Below are 19,505 nucleotides of genomic sequence, written 5' to 3' on the forward strand. Positions count from 1 at the left end.
CGCTGTTTACTTGCGAGACCACTGATCCGCAGAAATTCCCTGGATATACAGCAGAGCGGTCAAATCATTGTGATTGATCGCAACATCAGCCGCTTGTGCTGCTTTGGGCTTGGCGTGATAAGCAACGCCTAGGCCTGCTCGTTGCAACATCGGAATATCATTCGCGCCATCACCTACCGCCATGCACAGCGCCAAGGGAATATCAGCAGACTGGGAGATAGACTGCAACAATTCATCTTTGCGAGCCGAGTCGACTATCGGTCCGTCGAGAATACCGGTCAAAGCCCCGTCTTCTTCGCCTAGGACATTTGCATGAAACGATTCAAATCCAATGGCTTGCGCGACAGGTTTGGCAAATTTTGTGAATCCGCCTGACACCAGAATCGTCGCAGCGCCAGAGCCGACCATGGTCTGAACAAGGGTCTCCGCGCCCGGCATTGTCTTGACCCGTTCACCCAAACATTGCTGGATGGCTGCGCTATCCAGTCCCTTAAGCAGCGCCACTCTGCCATGAAGAGCTTCGGCAAAATCCAGTTCACCCTGCATTGCCCGCTCGGTGATTTCAGCGATTTGGGGCTTTATCCCGGCATAGTCCGCAAGCTCGTCAATGCATTCAACAGTGATCATGGTGCTGTCCATGTCGGAAATCAGCAATTTTTTGATCCGATTTGACTCCGGTTGCACCGCAATGTCTATCTGGCCCCCAATTTTTTCAAGATGCGCGCGCGCAGCGACGGGGTCCCCGTCGAAGAAAAAGTCTATCACTCGACCGTCGATCAGATCCGACTGACGCGTGGTTGTGGCGCCGGCTTCGTTTAAGCTAGCAAGGGCAGACTGAATATCTCTCTCATTCAGAGATTCTTTTGCTATGAGCGTCGCGATGAACATAATTTCTCCGAAACAGGACCAGAATGTTGCGCTGGTCGTTGGACCGACGGCCAGCGGCAAATCCGCATTGGCACTGGACATTGCCAAAAAGCAACCCTCGGTGATCATCAATGCCGATAGTGCACAAGTCTATAGTGACCTCACTGTCCTAAGCGCTCGTCCAACCGAACAGGAGATGGACGGCATCGAGCATCAGCTTTTCGGCTATATTGATGGCAGCGAAGCCTGTTCCGCTGCGCGCTGGGCCAATGACGCCAAGACGGCAATCGCGAATGCGCATGAACGCGACCTTTTGCCCATTTTGGTGGGCGGTACTGGTCTTTATGTTCGAGTGCTGTTGGATGGAATCGCTCCAATTCCGGAAATTGACGCAGAAATCCGCGAGAAAATCAGGAAACTGGAAGCATTGGAGGCATATCAGGCCCTTCAAACACTCGATCCCGTTTCCGCTGCAAGATTAAACGCCGCCGATATTACAAGGATCCAACGCGCATTGGAAGTGATCCAGTCGACCGGAAAACCGCTTGACCACTGGCAGAAGAACAAAACCGGCGGCATTGCTGCCAATATCCAATTGCACCCCTTGGTTCTCTTGCCACCACGGGAATGGCTCTATGAGCGCTGCGACCTGCGATTTGATCAAATGATCGACATGGGCGCGTTAGAAGAGGTGCAACGCCTCATTTCTCGCAAACTGCCGTCAAATCTACCCGTCATGCGAGCAATCGGTGTATCGGAACTCGCGAAATGGCTGGCCGGCGATATCAGCGAAGAAGCCGCTTTGGAGCAGGCAAAAACAGCAACGCGACAATATGCAAAGCGCCAATATACTTGGTTCCGCAATCAAAGCCCATCAGAATGGATGCGCATCGAAGGGTCATTTAATAATGATATAGACAGCATAATTGAAACTATATTACGCTAAAAGTCCTTGACATAATATAATAGGATATGTAGCGAGCCCCGAATTAACTAAGCCTTGCCTATTGTGTTGCGGTGCATCATGGCTGGCAAACAGTGCAAAACAGACAGCTTATGGAGCATGATGTGGCCGAAAAAAGCGGCGCCGACATATTGGTTGAAACCTTGCTGGATCTAGGCGTGGATACCGTTTTCGGTTATCCTGGCGGCGCTGTGCTTCCCATTTATGATGCTCTATATGAACATCCCAAAATCAAGCATATTCTTGTCCGTCATGAGCAAGCCGCCACCCATGCTGCAGAGGGCTATGCCCGTTCTACCGGAAAGCCCGGTGTCGTATTGGTGACATCAGGCCCTGGAGCGACCAATGCCGTCACCGGTATTACAGACGCGTTGATGGACAGCATTCCGATGGTTGTCATCACCGGTCAGGTCGCAACCAATTTGATTGGCACCGATGCCTTTCAAGAAGCCGATACGATCGGGATCACACGACATTGTACGAAACATAACTATCTGGTGAAGAAACCTTCTGATTTGGCGCAAGTCGTTCAGGAAGCCTTTCATATCGCCACTCAGGGTCGCCCTGGTCCGGTGGTCATCGACATTCCGAAGAATGTGCAGGTTGCGGCGACTGAATATAGTCGCAATGGCACTAAGACAAATACCCGCTACGCGCCCCAGGCCGAAGGCGATTTCAAAGCAGTCAATAGCGCCGCGGAAATGATCATGAATGCCAAGGCGCCTATCCTCTATACGGGTGGCGGTATCATCAACAGTGGACCAAAAGCCAGCGAGACGCTTCGGGAACTGGCAGAATTGCTCGGTTGCCCGGTCACCTCGACCCTGATGGGACTTGGCGCCTATCCCGCTTCGGCGGACAATTGGCTGGGTATGCTAGGCATGCATGGTACATATGAGGCCAATATGGCGATGAACAAGGCCGACCTGGTTGTCTGCCTTGGTGCGCGTTTTGATGACCGGATCACCGGTCGCCTCGATGCCTTCTCTCCGAACAGCAAGAAAATCCACGTTGATATCGACCGTTCGTCCATCAACAAAACCATCCGGGTCGATCTGCCGGTTGTTGGCGATGTTGGCCGGGTGATGGAACAAATTATCGCAGTGTTAAAAGGCCGTCGCTTTACCAAGCCAGACTATGCAGAATGGTGGTCTCGCATTCAGGGCTGGCGCGCAACAAACTGCCTGGACTATCCTGCCAGCAAAAAAGAAATCATGCCGCAGGATGCCATTCGCAAATTGTGGGAGGCCACCCACAAGCGTGACCCGATCATCACCACTGAAGTCGGCCAGCATCAGATGTGGGCAGCCCAGCATTTCGACTTCGACACCCCCAATAAGTGGCTAACGAGTGGTGGCTTGGGCACGATGGGCTACGGTTTGCCCGCAGCCATTGGCGCCCAACTCGGCAACCCTGATGCTTTGGTCATCGACATTGCCGGTGAAGCATCTATCCAGATGAACATTCAGGAGCTTGGCACAGCAACCCAATATCGCTTGCCGGTGAAGATATTCATCCTCAACAACGAATATATGGGCATGGTCCGCCAATGGCAGGAGCTGACCTATGAAAGCCGTTATTCAAACAGTTATAGCGACAGCCTTCCAGACTTTGTCAAATTGGCGGAAAGCTATGACTGGACCGGCATTCGCATCGAGGAACCTACCGATCTAGAGGCTGGCATCCAGAAAATGCTCGATACCGACGGCCCTGTCATTGTCGACTGCAGAGTAGCGAAACTCGCCAATTGTTTCCCGATGATCCCGTCCGGCGCGGCCCATACCGAAATGCTTCTCACCGAAGCCGACGTAAAGGGCACCATGGACGACCAAGCAAAGGCTCTTGTCTGATGCATATTCATGAAGAAGCTGTCGAACGCCATGTTTTGGCTGTACTTGTTGATAACGAGGCCGGCATTTTGGCGCGTATCGCCGGTATGTTCACGGCCCGCGGTTACAATATCGAAAGCCTGACGGTGGCAGATATCAGCGAAGATCATGCAATCAGCCGGATCACCATCGCTACCAATGGTCCGCCGCATGTCATCGAACAGATTATTGCGCAGCTCGATCGGTTGGTTCCAGTGCATAGCGTTCGCGATCTGACCGAATCCGGGCCGCACGTGCAACGAGAACTGGCCTTGGTGAAAGTCGCCGGTAAGGGTGAAAATCGTATCGAAGCTATGCGTCTAGCGGATATTTATCGCGCGCGTGTTGTCGATGCGACAACCGATAGCTTTGTGTTTGAGATCACCGGGGCTCCGGAAAAAATTGAAACATTCGTTGGTCTGATGCGCGAAGTTGGCTTGGTCGAAGTTGGCCGCACCGGCGTTGTTGCGATCGGCCGGGGGCCAGACACTGCATGAGCGAGATTTTGCTCACAATTGCTGCGATATTGGGCTTTGCGACTCTGCTCGTCCATTCCATCGTTGGAGAAAAACGCCTGATTGGTCCATTGGTCCATTCCAATGACGGCGTCATGAGCAATGATCTCGCAAAACAGGTAATCCGCTTTGCATGGCATTTCACCAGTATATTGGGCCTGATTGCGACTTTTATACTGGCCAAGTCCGCCTATAATTTTGCCGAAGCCGATATCGCCTTGCTGGCCGTTACCGGGTCGGCGTTCCTAATCTCTGGCATTTATGATGCCATTATTACCAAGGGCAAACATATCGGTTGGCCGATGCTGGCCGCAGTGGGCGCCCTAACCCTATTCGCAATCATCTGAAAGTTAAGGAAGAAAAATGAAAGTTTATTATGACGCCGATGCTGACCTCGGCCTGATCACCGGGATAAAAATCGCGATTGTTGGTTACGGTAGCCAGGGTCACGCCCATGCCCAGAACCTCCGTGACAGCGGTGTCAAAGATGTCGCCATCGCCCTGCGCGCTGGTTCGGCAACGGCCAAAAAGGCTGAAGCAGCCGGTTTCCAGGTGATGACCAATCAGGACGCTGCTGCTTGGGCGGACATTGTCATGATCCTCGCCCCCGATGAGCATCAGGCGGCCATTTATGCCGACGATCTGCACGCGAATATGAAACAGGGCGCCGCCCTCGCCTTCGCCCATGGTCTCAACATCCATTTCGGCTTGATTGAAGCCCGCGAAGACCTGGATGTCATCATGATCGCTCCAAAGGGCCCTGGTCACACAGTACGCAGCGAATATCAGCGCGGCGGTGGTGTTCCTTGCCTGATCGCGATCGATCGTGACGTATCCGGCAATGCCCATGATGTTGCCCTCGCTTACGCGTCGGGCGTTGGCGGTGGTCGGTCAGGCATCATTGAAACCAACTTCCGCGAAGAATGCGAAACCGATCTCTTCGGTGAGCAGGCCGTGCTTTGCGGTGGCATCACCCACCTCATTCAAGCCGGTTTCGAAACCTTGACCGAAGCGGGCTACGCTCCGGAAATGGCTTATTTCGAATGTCTGCACGAAACAAAGTTGATCGTCGATTTGCTCTATGAAGGCGGAATTGCGAACATGCGCTATTCCATCTCCAACACCGCAGAATATGGCGATATTACAACCGGCCCACGGATCATCACGGACGAAACAAAAGCGGAAATGAAGCGTGTATTGGCAGATATTCAATCCGGTCGTTTCGTCAAAGACTTCGTCCTCGACAACCGTGCAGGGCAGCCAGAGCTGAAAGCAGCCCGCAAACAGGCCGAAGCGCATCCGATCGAGAAAACCGGTGCAGAGCTTCGCGCTATGATGCCATGGATTGGTGCCAATCAACTGGTTGACAAAGAAAAGAACTAGGTCCGATCTGGACGGGCGGCCTCAGTCGAGGTCGCCTCGTCCCGGGCTTTTGCAAATTTCAGTAGTTCCTCCGCCACATCAGGATCACAATCTTCTACCAATCGTGTGACGACCTTGGTTAGGCTTTCATCATCGGCAACCAGCTTGGATGCCATTGCCCATCCGGGAAATTGCCGACGGCTGATGGTTCCGCTTTTCAAGCGAATGACAGCCTGATGACGCCGATCTATTGAAATCCGGGCAAAAGTTTCCTCAACCTTGGCTTCATCACCTTCCAGATATTGAAGATATCTGCGACGATCGTGGATCAATATTCCGGTTATACCGTTGCGCTCGTTGTTTTTCTCAGCACGGCTCAGAAGATCACCCGCATCTTCGATATTCATTTCGCGGGTTGGCCGACTCATGTAGACTATGCGATACATTCGCGGTTTCCAGTTGATCGTTTGATACGACTTTAGAGCACCAACTTTAATAAATTGCCATTACAAACGAAAAGACGGCAGGAATCCTCCCGCCGTCTTCTCTTAAGCTTGGGTCTACTCGCTCTAGCTTGTATAATGTTCACTCGCGTCATGGGTTGGGTAATTTTTATCCGCTTTCACGATGAAGCCAGGGATATCAACCTGCCAGCGCTTGGCGACATCTTCGCTGAAATTGAGATACAACTTGCCATCGACAATCTTGTAGACCTCCGGGTCTCCTGGTGCGAGCGCGTCATTGGCACCTATGGCCCAGGCGCAATAGCCGCCATATTGTGGTGCATATTTCGCTGGGTCCGTTTGGAACATGGCCGCGTTTTCGGCGGAGGCAAACTGATAGTCATAACCCTGATACCGCACGCGGAAATCACCGCTGCCTTTGACGGGTGCTTCGTCGCTGAAATAGCTAACCGCGTCATATCCGGACAGCGCAAGCGTCTCGCCCTGATTTTTTGTGTAGATGGGCCCTTCTGGTTCGCCACCAAGGTCGGCGATCAAACCCGAATTAGCCGCAGCAACTTCGGTCGCGTCTGCGGTTGAGGCCGGCTCGGCGGAACAAGCTGTAACACCAGCAGCCAAAAATGCGATTGCGATCAGCGATGATTTCATTTCGATTTCCTTCTCAAAATCCAGATTTTCAATGGGGGATAGTCTGTCATAGTCTCGTTACATTCATGCAAGTTTCGGTCGGTCGGTCAAAAAGGTTTCACAGGATCAAAAAAAACTCTCGCGGAGGTTGATTTATTTTACGGCCCAGATAAAACCGTCCGCATGACACGGTCACAAGCTCTTTTGCTACTACGACTTATACGCCCTTAGGCGTATCGATGATGCTGCCAGAATGGCGCAGCACCCCGCCTAAGGGATGATTTTCCAAATATTATAAGCAAAACCAGCGAATTTGTGCCTTGCGCGCATCTTCCAGCAGCATAAGAGTGAAGACATGCACCAGAACCCGTCACAAAAATATCGTCCTTTCCCGCAGATTGACCTGCCCAACCGGCAATGGCCTTCGCGCACCATCGACAAGGCGCCCCGCTGGCTCTCCACCGATCTCCGCGATGGCAATCAAGCGCTTATCGATCCGATGGATGCCGAGAAAAAGCAGCGCTTTTTCGATCTTCTGGTCAATATCGGGATCAAGGAAATCGAGGTGGGTTTCCCATCTGCCGGCGCCACCGACTTTGACTTTATCAGCGGCCTCGTCAGATCCGGAAAGATACCGGATGACGTCATGGTGCAAGTCCTTACCCAGTCCCGCCGTGACCTGATCGAAACCAGCTTTGCCAGCCTGGAAGGCGCGCGAGCGGCGATTGTCCATCTCTACAATGCGGTCTCTCCTGCCTGGCGCGATGTCGTGTTCCGGCTCGACAAACAGGGCGTCAAGGATATTGCCCGGGAAGGCGCGACCATAATGCGCGAGCAGGCCGAGAAATATCCCGATACCGACTGGCATTTTGAATATTCTCCGGAAACATTCTCCACCGCAGAGCTCGATTTCAGTCTTGAAGTGGTGGAAGCCGTGATGGAGATCATTGAACCAACGGCCGAGAAGCCCCTGATTCTCAACCTGCCAGCCACTGTGGAAGCTGCCACTCCGAATATCTATGCCGATCAGGTCGAATGGATGTGCACCAACATCAGCAAACGCGAACATGTCGTGGTCAGCCTACACACCCACAATGACAGAGGGTCTGGCATTGCGGCGTCCGAACTCGGTATGATGGCGGGAGCCGATCGCGTCGAAGGCTGTCTGTTTGGCAATGGAGAACGGACCGGCAACGTCGATCTGGTGACATTGGGCCTGAATCTTTACACGCAAGGCGTTGATCCCGAACTAGATTTCTCCAATATGGACGAGATCGTCAAGACCGTGGAATATTGCAATCAACTGCCGGTTCCAGCCCGCCATCCCTATGCAGGAGAGCTGGTCTTTACGGCCTTTTCCGGTTCCCATCAGGATGCGATCAAGAAAGGATTTGCAGCCCAAGAACAGCGCAATGATGAAATGTGGAACGTTCCCTATCTGCCGATTGATCCCCGCGATTTGGGCCGTGACTATGAAGCGGTAATCCGCGTGAACAGCCAGTCAGGCAAAGGTGGGATCGCCTGGATATTGGAACAGGATTACGGTCTAAAAATGCCCAAGCGCCTGCAAGCCAATTTTAGCCGCACAGTGCAGGAACTGGCCGATGATACGAGCCGGGAATTGTCATCAACAGATATCTGGGACGCGTTTCAGAAGCGCTATCATCTGGACGGCAGCGGAGAATATGCGTTGATCGACTATGAAGAGCGCAAAACCGGCACGGACCGCATTTTTGTAGGAAAAATCAAAGGGCCAGATGGCGAAATATCGGTCAGCGGTCGCGGCAATGGCCTGATTTCCAGCGTGGTTGATGCGGTTTCGACGGCACTGGGCATCACTCTCGAGATCAAAGATTATTCCGAACATGCTCTGGGTTCTGGCAAAGATGCCCAGGCAGCGGCTTATGTTGAATGCAAATCCAGCGATGGCAAAGAGTTTTACGGGGTCGGGATCAACAGCGATGTTGCCCGCGCCTCTGTCGAAGCTCTGCTGAGCGCCGTGAACAGGATTTAAGCGTTCAATTGAAATAACAGTAGAATATACCGCCGCATCGGTTATTGCGGCGGTATAAATTTTCAAATTTGGGGTTTCCATGACTTTACCAGCCATCTTAGACAATCTTCGCCTGCCGCTTATCGGTTCTCCATTGTTCATCATTTCCGGACCGGAGCTGGTGATTGCACAGTGCAAGGCTGGCATTGTCGGAAGCTTCCCTGCCCTCAACGCCCGCCCACAGTCGATGCTGGACGAATGGCTTCATCAGATCACTGAAGAACTGGCCGCATGGAACCGAGACAATCCTGACAAGCCGGCAGCCCCTTTTGCGGTCAACCAGATCGTCCACAAATCCAATGATCGGCTCGATCAGGACATGGCGACTTGCGCGAAATGGAAAGTGCCGATCATCATCACCTCGCTGGGTGCGATTGAAGATTTAAACACCGCAGTCAAAGGCTGGGGCGGCATTACTCTGCATGACATTATCAACAACCGGTTTGCCCATAAGGCGATCGAAAAAGGCGCAACGGGACTCATTCCGGTTGCCGCAGGCGCTGGCGGCCATGCCGGCACATTGTCACCATTTGCGCTGATGCAAGAGATCCGCGAATGGTTCGATGGTCCTGTGGCGCTCTCCGGCTCTATCGGCAATGGCGCATCCATCCTCGCCGCGCAGGCCATGGGCGCTGACCTTGGCTATGCCGGATCAGCCTTCATCGCTACCAAAGAGGCCAATGCGGACCAGGGCTACAAGGATGGCATCGTCGAAGGCAAAGCATCAGACATCGTCTATTCAGACCTGTTTACCGGCGTGAAGGGCAATTACCTGCGCCAGTCCATCGAAAGCGCTGGCCTGGACCCGGACAATCTTCCGCAAGGCGATTATAAAACCATGAACTTCGGTTCCGGCGGCAATACCGAGAAAAAAGCCTGGAAAGACATTTGGGGCTGCGGTCAGGGAATCGGCCTGATCAACGATGTGATGAGCGTGCAAGATATGGTCGATCAGTTTACAGAAGAATATCGGGCGGCGCGCGATAGTCTGAAAGAACGGTTTGACTATTAGGGCTGCCTAATCCGAATAACGGTTGTTGGACGCCAGACAGGCGTAAAACCGAAACCAATCTACGCCAAGCATTTACAATCGACCGTTGGTCGGCGCCTTGTCGCGCCACCAAGAGTTTTTATATATCCAAGGCTTGGCTAGTTCCAATGAATCACGGCGTAACGTGGTCGCTATACGTTAGCGCCAACAGGGTTGCGTAAAAAGCCCTCTATCCGTAGTCTTAATTTCCAAGCTTTTTGCATGCACGAAAGCCGAGGAATATTATGGCGATTGAGGAAGATAGTGGCCCTGGCTTGCAATTGAGCGGAGAAGACAAAAGCTGGATAAAGCGCACCCTATTCCGAATTTCGATCATGCATGCAATATTATCGATCGTTGGCGTTAGCACCGGCGTTATTGCTTTATACGCGGCACTTTCTCAGGCAGATGCGACGAGCAAGCAACAGCACGCTTCCGTTTGGCCGATATTGACCATTGATCAGAATACGCAGTCGACAGACAGCAGCTTTACCTTTGAATTTGCCGTTAAAAATTCTGGTGTTGGCCCAGCTATATTGCACTCGGCGCAGCTGACCGATGGAGAAGAAAATTTGAGTTCGTGGGAGACTTTGCAAGATAAGCTTCCCGATTCTGTTCCGCGGCCTGATCAACGTTTCGGCGCTTCTCTTCGCAGCCGAGCGCTCGCGCCCGGCGATAGTATTAATCCATTTGGGTTGATCTGGAACGATAGCAAAAACTCCAAAATACAGTCTGTCACTATCGAAAATGCCTTTGCCAATGTCTCTCTTAACATTTGCTATTGTTCGGTGTTTGAAAAATGTTGGATGACATCATCGACAACAAATGACCCTCCGGAGCCGATCGATTTCTGCCCCGTTGTTGCTAACGATATTCAGTGACCGCAGTTTTCAAAATGGAAATTTTGGCAATTGTACACTGTAATTAAGGTTCGTTTGTTCAACTTTAAATGAAAAGAGCCCAGCCACAGCCATACGGATTCCTATTCCAGCAATTGCGCCATCGCATCCCCGATCACAATATGCGGGCATAGGCTCATGACGCCATATACTATTTTGCGCCATCACCAATCAACGTGAACGGTGCCCAGGCATTGGGGTGTGCCCAAGTATCATTGTCGCTGTCCGCCGAACTATCATTCCGAATTTCCTGTATTGCCCGCTGAAACGCCTCTGCTCGGCTGTACTGCGGATTATCGCGTTTAATCTCGATCGTCCTCACCGTTATTTTAGCAGCAACATCATCCCGGACCGGCCAATGCGAAGCGAGCAGATTTCGCGCACCAGCATAGAAGAAGGAACGCGACAGTCCGGATAGGCCGGGTGCGCCCTCACTGCCGTCGCCAGCGGCGGTGTTGCATGCCGACAATATCACCCAATCGGCGTTGAGTTTTAGACCGGCTATTTCAGATGCGGTGAGCAAACCGTCATCGCTCTCACTAGCCTCTGTCGGCGGCGTAAAGACCAGCCCGGGTTCGACGGCCCCCTCAATTTCTCCCGCAAGCAGTCCATGGGTCGCTAGCGCCAAAATATTGACGCCAGAAAGATCGATATTGCGAAAATTGCTTTCACTGGCACGCGCAGCGGTGAAAGTTGAGGCTTGCGGCGCTTTCAAGGCAAGGCGCATCGCTTCCAACTCCAATGCAGTTCCTGGCAGGCGCGCCATTTTACCCAACGCATTGATGTCCGCTATTCCAGCACCAGATCGTGTACGGCTTCCCTGAAAAACCGAAGCAGCCGAACCATAGGCCTTCTGAGAATGGATGCCGCGAGCTGCTCTTGCGCGCTTTGCCCCTCGCGTGTTTGATTGGCCCTGCAACACTGGATCACCAAAGCCAATAAAGCTGTTGAGATCCAGTTCATTCTTGTCAGCTGGGACCGGACGCCTCAAAAACTCCAATGACTGCAAGGATGGTATTTGGACCAGCGCATGTCGGTCGGCGAACCATTTGGTCCCGCGCAAAATAGTTGGGTTACCATCAGCACCGACAGGCTTTTCGGCCACCAGCATACCAAATGGCAGACTGCTGAGTGAACCGGCGGCGGCAATAAAAACATGCCGCTTGCCTTTAAGACTATCGGATACCGGCGCGATGATTTGCTGATGAAGCGCGAATGCCGTGTCACGGTCATAAGGATAAGCGCCTTCACCTTCTTCCATCCATTTGGCTTCTTGAACCTGACTAACGGTTACATTCGCCCCCACATCCCAAAGCAAGCGTTTGACTGCAGCATTGATATCGTCGCGTTTCCAGCCCGATCTTGCCCATTGGATATTGTCGTCACTGATCGCCACAACATGCGTTCCAAGCGCGGCCGGTACGACCAAGAGAAATGCTTCATCCGGTCCAAGCATCGCTCGTGTTGCTTCGATGGTGAGCGGTTTTGGCCTGACCATGGCGAAATATTGAGGAAAACTTTCCTGAACCTCGCCATCGATCGTCTCAATTTTTTGCGCCAACCCCGCTTTCTTCTGGCGCAACGCAATGAGCCTTTTGTTTTGGCTCTTGTTGCTCGCCGTCAATTGCCTGTTTACGAGAGTGTCTGTCGTTTGCCACTCACTAGCAAGAGATTGTCTTTGCCGAAGAAGCTCATCCAATCCGGCAGCTTGGTTTTCCGCAGCACGTCTCGCCGCATTATGTGCGACAGCACGGGATGCGGGGCCCATCACAGCGTGTTGCAGTGCACGAAAAGCTTCTTCTCTTAGTCGCTCATTCTGGCTTGGATTGGCTTCTGCCGCCATCCAAGCTGCGTCCGCCAAAAGTGTAAAATAGTGCTTTTTGCTTTTAATCTCACGCTGATACTGAGCCTCTGCTCGGGCATCATTCCCTCTTACGCTCCAGCGAGCGAGCCAACCGTTTACCAGCGCTCTAGCGGGAATGATCGCAAGGTCAGCGCGATCTAATTGTTCTATCAAATTGTAAGCAAGGTTGCCGTACGAGGATAAGGTATCGGGATGGTTTTCACCAAATGTTTCGGCTCTCAATGCGAGAACCTGACGGTAAATTTCTTCCGCCTCTTTGTCATTGCCCATTTGATTCAAAGTGAAGCCCAGATTCCCCATCGCGGCCAAAGTCGTTGGATGGGCTTCTCCCAAAACCTCAATCATATATTTAATTGCACGCCTTTGAAGCGCTTCAGCTTCAGAATATCTGCGTTGCTTGTTAAGGTTGCTGGCGAGCATTCCCATGCTAATCAAAGTATCTGGGTGCTTATCCCCTAACAGTTCGATATTCGTCGTATAAGCCTTGCGATGTAGCGGTTCTGCTTCTTCTACACGCCCCAGTTTGCTCAATATCGTAGCAAGATTGTCAAGACTGACCAAAGTGTCTGGGTGTTTTTTGCCCAATGATTTCGTGCGCAGGGACAAGACTTGACGAAATAGTGGTTCTGCCTCGGTGTACCGCTCTTGCAACTGGAGGTTGCCTGCCAGATTGTTTAGGCTGGTTAAAGTGTCGCCATGCTCGCTACCCAAGATTTTTGTGCGCAGCTCAAAGGCCTGACGGTTTAGAGGTTCCGCTTCATCATCGCGCCCTTGCATCATCAGATTTAACGCCAGGTTTGAGAGAGAAGATGCTGTATCCCGATGCTCTGAGCCCAGCGTCTCCTGACGCAATGCTAAACTTTTGCGATATATCGGCTCTGCCTCTTCATACCGCCCTTGTCCGAAGAGATTTGCGGCAAGATTATTATAAGCGGTCAAACTTTCTTGACTTTGAAGTCCAAAAATATCTTCATTCAGTTTCAGTGCTTGTCGGACAAATTTTTCCGCTTCTTTGTTTCGTCCAACGCGCATCAAGTCCACGCTATGGATCATAACGGCCTCTGCATATTCCTTGGATTGCCGACCGCTTATCCGAGCGATGAGGGGCAATAGCTGAGCAGATCCGGCCATGGCTTTTTGATACTCACCTGATCTGCGGTTTCTATCAGCCTGTTTGCGGAAGCTCTTTATATTGGATTTGACTTCTCGATCTGTCAGAACTGGTTCTTGAGCCGATGCCGGGGCGTCTAGTCCAAGGAAACACGTAAATACGGACAAGGCAATAGATATAGATACCAGGGATTTGAAATTGCACCCTTTCACGATATTATTGGCCATGGTCGATATCCTTTTTGGATAACTTCGAAATTTGATCGGCAATTGAATAGCAATCCTTCTCATACGACTTTGTGATATTTCTCACGATTGATGGTATCAAATTGCGGTTCCACACGCATATGTTTTTGCGACCGGAACATCCTTTTCGGCAACATTCGGGTTGGTTTTAGAGTTTCTCAAACGGAATATTTGTATTCAGAGGCAGAGATTATTCCTATTTTCCAGTTGGAAAAATGACTTAACAAGCTGATTTTTAGTGCTTTATCCCAACGTTCATTTCTACCCCATTAGTGGGCACCAGCTCTGAAAACCGAATGCAAATGTCGCTCGCATCAAATGCCGAAAACAAAATAATTTACCCGCCATCGCCAGCACCGTCCACATCCCGCACAGAAAGAAGTTCCCAGTCTTCGGGGCGGAAAATATGCATATTCACTCCCATCCGCTCCGGTGGCGCCGTTAACGGTGTCCAGTGGGTTTGCGCGCCGCAGTTTTTGCAATTCCACAAGGTGATAGATTTATGACCCTGCACATAAGAATTGAGCGCATTCGGCGCAGCCGCAATGGTCACCGCATCGGGATGCCAATAACCACCGCGCCAACCGGTCTTGCGGCACAGCGAACAGTTGCAGCGCAGTACTTCTTCTGGCGGCTTGGCAACGGTAAGCTGCACCGCGCCGCAATGGCAGGCGCCATGCAGCTCTCTATCTTCAGACATCCCGCAAAATCTCCTTTACCCATTCCGGCACGAGATCCCCTGCCTTGCCCATCCGACTTTCATGAAAATGGAAACTCCCCTCCGAAGGATCGAGATTCATTTCCAGCGTCTGCGCACCATAATGGCGCGCAGTCTGGACGAAGCCCGCTGCCGGATAGACAGCGCCCGATGTTCCGATGGAGACAAACAGATCACATTGACTCAACGCCAATTCGATACGTTCCATCTCATAGGGCATCTCGCCGAACCAGACGATATCAGGGCGCAATTGACCGGGCGTATCGCATTGCGGACAAGTGGGGCCGGAGGCCATTGTACCGTTGAAGGGAAAGCGGCCATCACAGGCCAGGCACCAGGCGCTGTTCAGTTCGCCATGCATATGTACCAAGCTTTTAGATCCAGCACGGTCGTGCAGGTCATCAACATTCTGTGTTACCAACAAAAGATCACTCGGCCATTGCTCGTCAAGTTTTGCCAGCGCCAGATGCGCTGCGTTGGGGTTTACCGTCTTTAGCTTTGCGCGCCGCTCGTCATAGAAATTCTGCACCAGATCAGGATCACGGGCAAAGGCCTCGGGTGTGGCGACATCCTCGACCCGATGCCCTTCCCATAGACCATCGGGACCGCGAAACGTAGCCACGCCGCTTTCCGCACTAACCCCTGCCCCGGTTAGAATGACAATATTCTGTAATTCGCGTTGCATATTGGCCTTCTTCGCTATCCCATTTTGATTTTCATCACCCTGAACTTGTTTCGAGGGCCCTTTATCCACTAAGACACCTATCTGATTGAAAATGGATGCCGAAACAAGTTCAGCATGACGACGGGGATCAAGAAAATGACAGCCATCGGAATTATCGGCAGCCAGGGCCGCATGGGACAAGCACTGGTCACAGCCATCGCCGAAGCGGGCCATGACCATGCTGGCGGCGCGGATCAGGGCGATGATATTGCGGCGTTGATCGGCGCAAGCGATGTGCTTGTGGACTTTTCATCCCCCGCTGCATTGCACGACACGCTTGCCGCTTGCGTCGCAGCCAACACGCCCATTGTGATCGGTACCACCGGATTGGAAGAGGCTCATCACTTTGCGATCGATCAAGCGGCGGCAAAAATCCCTGTCCTGCAAACCGGGAACACTTCGCTTGGCGTGAACATGCTGGCGGCTCTGGTGGAACAGGCGGCCAACAAGCTAGGGGATGATTGGGATATCGAAATCGTCGAAATGCATCACCGTCACAAGGTTGATGCTCCCAGCGGCACGGCAAAGCTGCTTGGTGAAGCCGCAGCAAACGGTCGCGGCATCGATCTCGGTGCGCACAGCGAGAGCGGGCGGGACGGTATCACCGGGGCCAGAGCCAAAGGCGCAATCGGCTTCGCTGCCCTGCGGGGCGGATCGGTGGCTGGCGATCATAGCGTCATTTTGGCAAGTGACGAGGAACGGATCGAGCTGATCCACCGCGCCGAGAACCGAATGATCTTTGCGAGAGGCGCCGTGAAGGCGGCTGCCTGGCTGCTCGGACAGAATGCCGGACGATATGGAATGGATGGTGTTCTGGGCTTATGATGACACGGACGTAAACCAGCAGCGCTATAGATCCGTCGATTATTTTCTTTTCAAATAATAGCCGCGGCTGCCATCAACCGACATTAACCTGTCGCCAGATATATCAAGCCTGAGCTCCTCAAAAGGCGGTTTGATGAATAGGCGATTATCCAGTTTCACCTCATAGACATGGTCATGACTGTCCGTTGCGAGGTCAAATTTCGAGGAATATTCTGTTTCATTGTGGTCCAGCGTTAGCCTGATCGATTGCAACTGACGTCCCTTATCCAAAGGGGTAAAGGCAAATCCCAATTCATAGCTGCTCGCACGCTCTACGCTCCCGTCGGTAAAAGAAAATTGCGCATCGACCTTCAAACGCGCATTCGGTCGATCACGCCGACCGATCCAGATGCCGGCACCCCTGTTCCAATTCACTTCATATTGGTCTGCATCCACAGAATATTCTGGCGTGTAATCCGACAGATAAAGACATTCCGCGGGGAGCGACGGCGGTTGATATTGTACGGTTTTACCAGCGGCCCGTCCGCTTTCTGCTAGATAAGCAACCGCATGTTCCCACTCCTGCTTCGCCGTGCGCGCGGCAATCTCCAGGTGATCGTCCGCGTTGGCTTTGTCTCGATCAAAATAGGCGACAATCGCCTTTTGATAAATATTGTACCGGTCACGTTCTATGGTGACAGCGGCCTCGAACTGCTGGGTAACGGTGAGATCTCTTGGAAAGACGGATTCTCCTGACGATCCATAAATGCCGCCAGATTCAAGAAAAGCACACTTCCATTTGGCGCGATTTTTGAGCCGAATACTCTCCATCCTATGGGCCACATCTCTCTCTTCGCGGTCCCAAGCATAGCTTTTGCCCAACGCAAAAACGGGCGTATCTTTGTTGAACCGGTGCGGCCCCAATATCACTTGGCTATCGGTCTTCGTCCAACGCCCCTCGCTATATAGATCGAGGCTGCCAACGATCATCATCCATTTATAGCTACCATCAGCTTCAAGCAGCAATTGCGAAGCCGTTTCCATCACGCCGGCGAGACGGTATTTTCCCGGTAAAGCTGATTCCTCTTTCACAGCGTCTTCCTCAGCGAGCTCTTGCGAACGACTGCTGGGGGCAAAGGCGAAGCTATAGATTATTGCAACGAAGCAAAAGGAAAGAGCGCGCAAATTTAGACTCCGGAAATTTTTGGATAATCCTGACAGAATTCGGATGGCAACTCCACCCCTCCATTCGATCCCATCCGGTCTTGCGGCATTGCATTTCACCGGTTGGCCAAATTCAGATTTCTGGAGAGCAATTACACACGACCGGCCCCGCTTGAGAGTCACATTTTCTTAAACCCGTGTCTTACCGATCAAATCGCTAGTAGCCTTGCGGTTTCAAAGCATGAATATTGCCGAGCATCAAAGCTAGGGAGGCAAGGATGGATCGGCTGAACATTGTCGCGGACAAGTTGGAATGCACCGAGCTCGTGACGCGCGTTGCCCGGGGGATCGATCGCTGTGACGCGGCTATCCTGGAAAAACTTTTCCACCCCGATGCTACCGATGATCATGGTATTTTTGTCGGCACGGCCAGCGATTTTATCGCTTGGGTCATCCCGCTTCTGCAAACAATGAAGCGAACCCAGCATGTCATCGGACAAGTTCTGATCGAGGTTGACGGTGATCAGGCTGCCGGGGAAAGCTATTTTCTTGCCCATCACCAGTTCGATGGGCCGGAAGGCGAAGTCTTCATGGTCGCCGCCGGACGATATTTGGATCGCTTTGAAAAACGGAATGGCAATTGGAAAATATCCCACCGGCATGCCGTTTACGATTGGAACAGTACAACAGCTTCCACCGACAATTTTGACCGCGACACCCCAGGAACCCAAGCCTTTGGCGCACGAGATCATAGCGATGCTTCTTATACTCATCTAGCCGGTATCGCGCGGCCTTAATGCTGCCTCACCAACTAATATTTAGGTCAGGCTACATCGAACGCCAGTCGTTCTATGACACGTAAAATCTTTGTTCGGGAAAGGACGTCCATTGGCAGATCATGATCCTCGCGAATTGCAAAAGCAGCTTGCCGATGTTTCCAAGCGACCGGAACCAGAACTGCGCGGTACGCCGATTACACCCGATCGTTATTATTCCAAAGATTATATGGACCAGGAGTGGGACAAAATCTGGACCCGCACCTGGCAAATTGCCGGCTTATCGCGCGAGCTTCAAAACAAAGGCGATTATATAACGACTTCACTCGGTTCGGAGAAAATTCTCTGTACCCGCGGAGACGATGACAAAATTCGTGCCTTCTATAATGTCTGCCAGCATCGCGGCATGCAGCTTGTGGAAGCAGCCTCAGGCAACGATCGCCGCCTTACCTGTCCCTATCATGGCTGGGCTTATGACATTGCAGGAACGTTGAAATTCGTACCGGATGAAGCGGATTATCCGCAAGGCAGCCCGTGCGGAAAAAGCAATCTGGTCGAGATTCCCTGCGAGGAATGGGCCGGATTTGTCTGGTATAATATGGACGAGGATTGCGCCTCTCTCAAATCCTTCCTGGGGCCGATAGCCGAGCAGATAGATTCCTATCCGATGGAAGAAATGGTCCGGACCCATTGGGTCACCGTCGAAGGGGATTTCAACTGGAAGCTCGTCCAGGATAATTTCAGTGAATCCTATCACGTCCCCTTTGTCCATCCAGGCGCGGTATATGTGCTCGAATATAGCCATCAACATTGCCAGTTTGATCATTATGACGAAGGCCATTGCCGGATGTTCATGCCCGGCGCAGGGCCAGCCAAAGTGATCAAAGGCGGGGAGAAGCAAACGCTGGAAATTCTCGCCGAAGAGCTCAAACTATGGGAATTGGATCCGGACGACTATAGAGGCGGGAACATCCGCAATCTTCGAAAAGACCTACAACGGCAAAAGCGGGCTCTCGGCGATGCAAAAGGCTATGATTTCTCAACCTATCATGATGATCAGCTGACCGATAACTGGCATTATACGATCTTCCCTAACCTGTCGTTCAGTTTGAAGCCGGACGGAAATATATGGCTCCGCGCGCGGCCGCACGAAACTGATCCCGAAAAATGCTATTTTGACATGTGGTATATGACGCTGTTTCCAAAAGGAGCTACGGAATATTATTCGCAGTCCATGCGCGATTATATTTCAGTCGATACACCTGCGGAACATGTCCAGGGCAAAGCCGGAGAAGTTTCAGCCGGACCAGCGATCGATGAGGATTTAGCAATCTGGCCTTTACAGCAAAAGGGATTGCATTCACGCGGATATAAGCGAGATTATCTTGCCGGACAGGAGAGCCGCCTGCGCTTTTTCCATGAGACGTTGGAGGACTGGTTAGACCGCTAA

General features: G+C 52.1%; 18 protein-coding genes. 11 read left to right on the forward strand and 7 right to left on the reverse strand.

Translation table 11 applies throughout. The features are described 5' to 3' along the window. Nucleotides 1-6: 6 nt before the first annotated feature. Nucleotides 7-888 (reverse strand): phosphoserine phosphatase SerB, encoded by an 882-nt coding sequence (gene serB / locus ABJV08_RS11905; RefSeq protein ID WP_348038081.1) that lies wholly within the window; start codon nucleotides 886-888, stop codon nucleotides 7-9. Here serB and miaA point away from each other — a divergent pair. The 5 genes from miaA (at nucleotide 881) to ilvC (ending at nucleotide 5,597) form a co-directional block, all read left to right on the forward strand. Further along, the gene (gene miaA, locus ABJV08_RS11910) at nucleotides 881-1,813 is read left to right on the forward strand and encodes a tRNA (adenosine(37)-N6)-dimethylallyltransferase MiaA (protein ID WP_348038079.1); all 933 of its coding nucleotides are present in this window, start codon (nucleotides 881-883) and stop codon (nucleotides 1,811-1,813) included. The genes serB and miaA overlap by 8 nt on opposite strands. A gap of 122 nt (nucleotides 1,814-1,935) precedes the next feature. Continuing rightward, a complete protein-coding gene (locus tag ABJV08_RS11915) occupies nucleotides 1,936-3,681 on the forward strand; it encodes an acetolactate synthase 3 large subunit (protein ID WP_348038077.1) in 1,746 nt (581 codons plus the stop codon). Next, nucleotides 3,681-4,196 carry an acetolactate synthase small subunit gene (gene ilvN, locus ABJV08_RS11920; RefSeq protein WP_348038075.1) on the forward strand — a complete coding sequence of 172 codons (516 nt, stop codon included), beginning with the start codon at nucleotides 3,681-3,683 and terminating at the stop codon, nucleotides 4,194-4,196. Before ABJV08_RS11915 ends, ilvN begins: the two co-directional genes overlap by 1 nt. Then, nucleotides 4,193-4,561, forward strand: a complete 369-nt coding sequence (locus tag ABJV08_RS11925) for a hypothetical protein (RefSeq protein ID WP_348038073.1) — start codon at nucleotides 4,193-4,195, stop codon at nucleotides 4,559-4,561. Before ilvN ends, ABJV08_RS11925 begins: the two co-directional genes overlap by 4 nt. A gap of 16 nt (nucleotides 4,562-4,577) precedes the next feature. Further along, nucleotides 4,578-5,597, forward strand: a complete 1,020-nt coding sequence (gene ilvC / locus ABJV08_RS11930; protein ID WP_348038071.1) for a ketol-acid reductoisomerase — start codon at nucleotides 4,578-4,580, stop codon at nucleotides 5,595-5,597. Here ilvC and ABJV08_RS11935 read toward each other — a convergent pair. Continuing rightward, entirely contained in the window at nucleotides 5,594-6,022 is a 429-nt protein-coding gene (locus ABJV08_RS11935; protein ID WP_348038069.1) for a BLUF domain-containing protein, read from the reverse strand. The two genes, ilvC and ABJV08_RS11935, sit on opposite strands and share 4 nt — an antisense overlap. A gap of 123 nt (nucleotides 6,023-6,145) precedes the next feature. Next, the gene (locus ABJV08_RS11940; protein ID WP_348038067.1) at nucleotides 6,146-6,688 is read right to left on the reverse strand and encodes a YHS domain-containing (seleno)protein; all 543 of its coding nucleotides are present in this window, start codon (nucleotides 6,686-6,688) and stop codon (nucleotides 6,146-6,148) included. Nucleotides 6,689-7,022: 334 nt separating this feature from the next. On the opposite strand from ABJV08_RS11940, the gene leuA reads away from it, so the two are divergent. The 3 genes from leuA (at nucleotide 7,023) to ABJV08_RS11955 (ending at nucleotide 10,631) form a co-directional block, all read left to right on the forward strand. Next, nucleotides 7,023-8,681 (forward strand): 2-isopropylmalate synthase, encoded by a 1,659-nt coding sequence (leuA, locus tag ABJV08_RS11945; RefSeq protein ID WP_348038065.1) that lies wholly within the window; start codon nucleotides 7,023-7,025, stop codon nucleotides 8,679-8,681. Nucleotides 8,682-8,760: 79 nt separating this feature from the next. Continuing rightward, nucleotides 8,761-9,732, forward strand: coding sequence for a nitronate monooxygenase family protein (locus ABJV08_RS11950; RefSeq protein ID WP_348038063.1), 972 nt, complete (start codon nucleotides 8,761-8,763; stop codon nucleotides 9,730-9,732). Between the two features lie 263 nt (nucleotides 9,733-9,995). Next, complete coding sequence (locus ABJV08_RS11955) at nucleotides 9,996-10,631, forward strand: hypothetical protein (protein WP_348038061.1); 636 nt, start codon at nucleotides 9,996-9,998, stop codon at nucleotides 10,629-10,631. Nucleotides 10,632-10,800: 169 nt separating this feature from the next. Here the strand turns inward: ABJV08_RS11955 and ABJV08_RS11960 are convergent, their stop codons facing one another. From ABJV08_RS11960 to ABJV08_RS11970, 3 genes are all read right to left on the reverse strand, one after another. After that, nucleotides 10,801-13,644, reverse strand: a complete 2,844-nt coding sequence (locus tag ABJV08_RS11960; protein WP_348038059.1) for a CHAT domain-containing tetratricopeptide repeat protein — start codon at nucleotides 13,642-13,644, stop codon at nucleotides 10,801-10,803. A gap of 562 nt (nucleotides 13,645-14,206) precedes the next feature. Next, the gene (locus tag ABJV08_RS11965) at nucleotides 14,207-14,569 is read right to left on the reverse strand and encodes a GFA family protein (protein WP_348038057.1); all 363 of its coding nucleotides are present in this window, start codon (nucleotides 14,567-14,569) and stop codon (nucleotides 14,207-14,209) included. Then, on the reverse strand, nucleotides 14,562-15,272 hold the full coding sequence (locus ABJV08_RS11970; RefSeq protein WP_348038055.1) for an NAD-dependent deacylase: 711 nt from the start codon (nucleotides 15,270-15,272) through the stop codon (nucleotides 14,562-14,564). Before ABJV08_RS11970 ends, ABJV08_RS11965 begins: the two co-directional genes overlap by 8 nt. Before the next feature lie 135 nt (nucleotides 15,273-15,407). Here ABJV08_RS11970 and dapB point away from each other — a divergent pair, with 135 nt between their 5' ends. Beyond that, complete coding sequence (gene dapB, locus ABJV08_RS11975) at nucleotides 15,408-16,136, forward strand: 4-hydroxy-tetrahydrodipicolinate reductase (protein ID WP_348038220.1); 729 nt, start codon at nucleotides 15,408-15,410, stop codon at nucleotides 16,134-16,136. A 39-nt stretch (nucleotides 16,137-16,175) separates the two neighbouring features. On the opposite strand, the gene ABJV08_RS11980 is transcribed toward dapB, so the two are convergent. After that, nucleotides 16,176-17,207 carry a hypothetical protein gene (locus tag ABJV08_RS11980; protein WP_348038053.1) on the reverse strand — a complete coding sequence of 344 codons (1,032 nt, stop codon included), beginning with the start codon at nucleotides 17,205-17,207 and terminating at the stop codon, nucleotides 16,176-16,178. 350 nt (nucleotides 17,208-17,557) lie between these two features. On the opposite strand from ABJV08_RS11980, the gene ABJV08_RS11985 reads away from it, so the two are divergent. Continuing rightward, nucleotides 17,558-18,076 carry a nuclear transport factor 2 family protein gene (locus tag ABJV08_RS11985; RefSeq protein ID WP_348038051.1) on the forward strand — a complete coding sequence of 173 codons (519 nt, stop codon included), beginning with the start codon at nucleotides 17,558-17,560 and terminating at the stop codon, nucleotides 18,074-18,076. Between the two features lie 91 nt (nucleotides 18,077-18,167). After that, on the forward strand, nucleotides 18,168-19,505 hold the full coding sequence (locus ABJV08_RS11990; RefSeq protein ID WP_348038049.1) for an SRPBCC family protein: 1,338 nt from the start codon (nucleotides 18,168-18,170) through the stop codon (nucleotides 19,503-19,505).

It is taken from the genome of Parasphingorhabdus sp. (assembly GCF_039982395.1).
Lineage (GTDB): Bacteria > Pseudomonadota > Alphaproteobacteria > Sphingomonadales > Sphingomonadaceae > Parasphingorhabdus.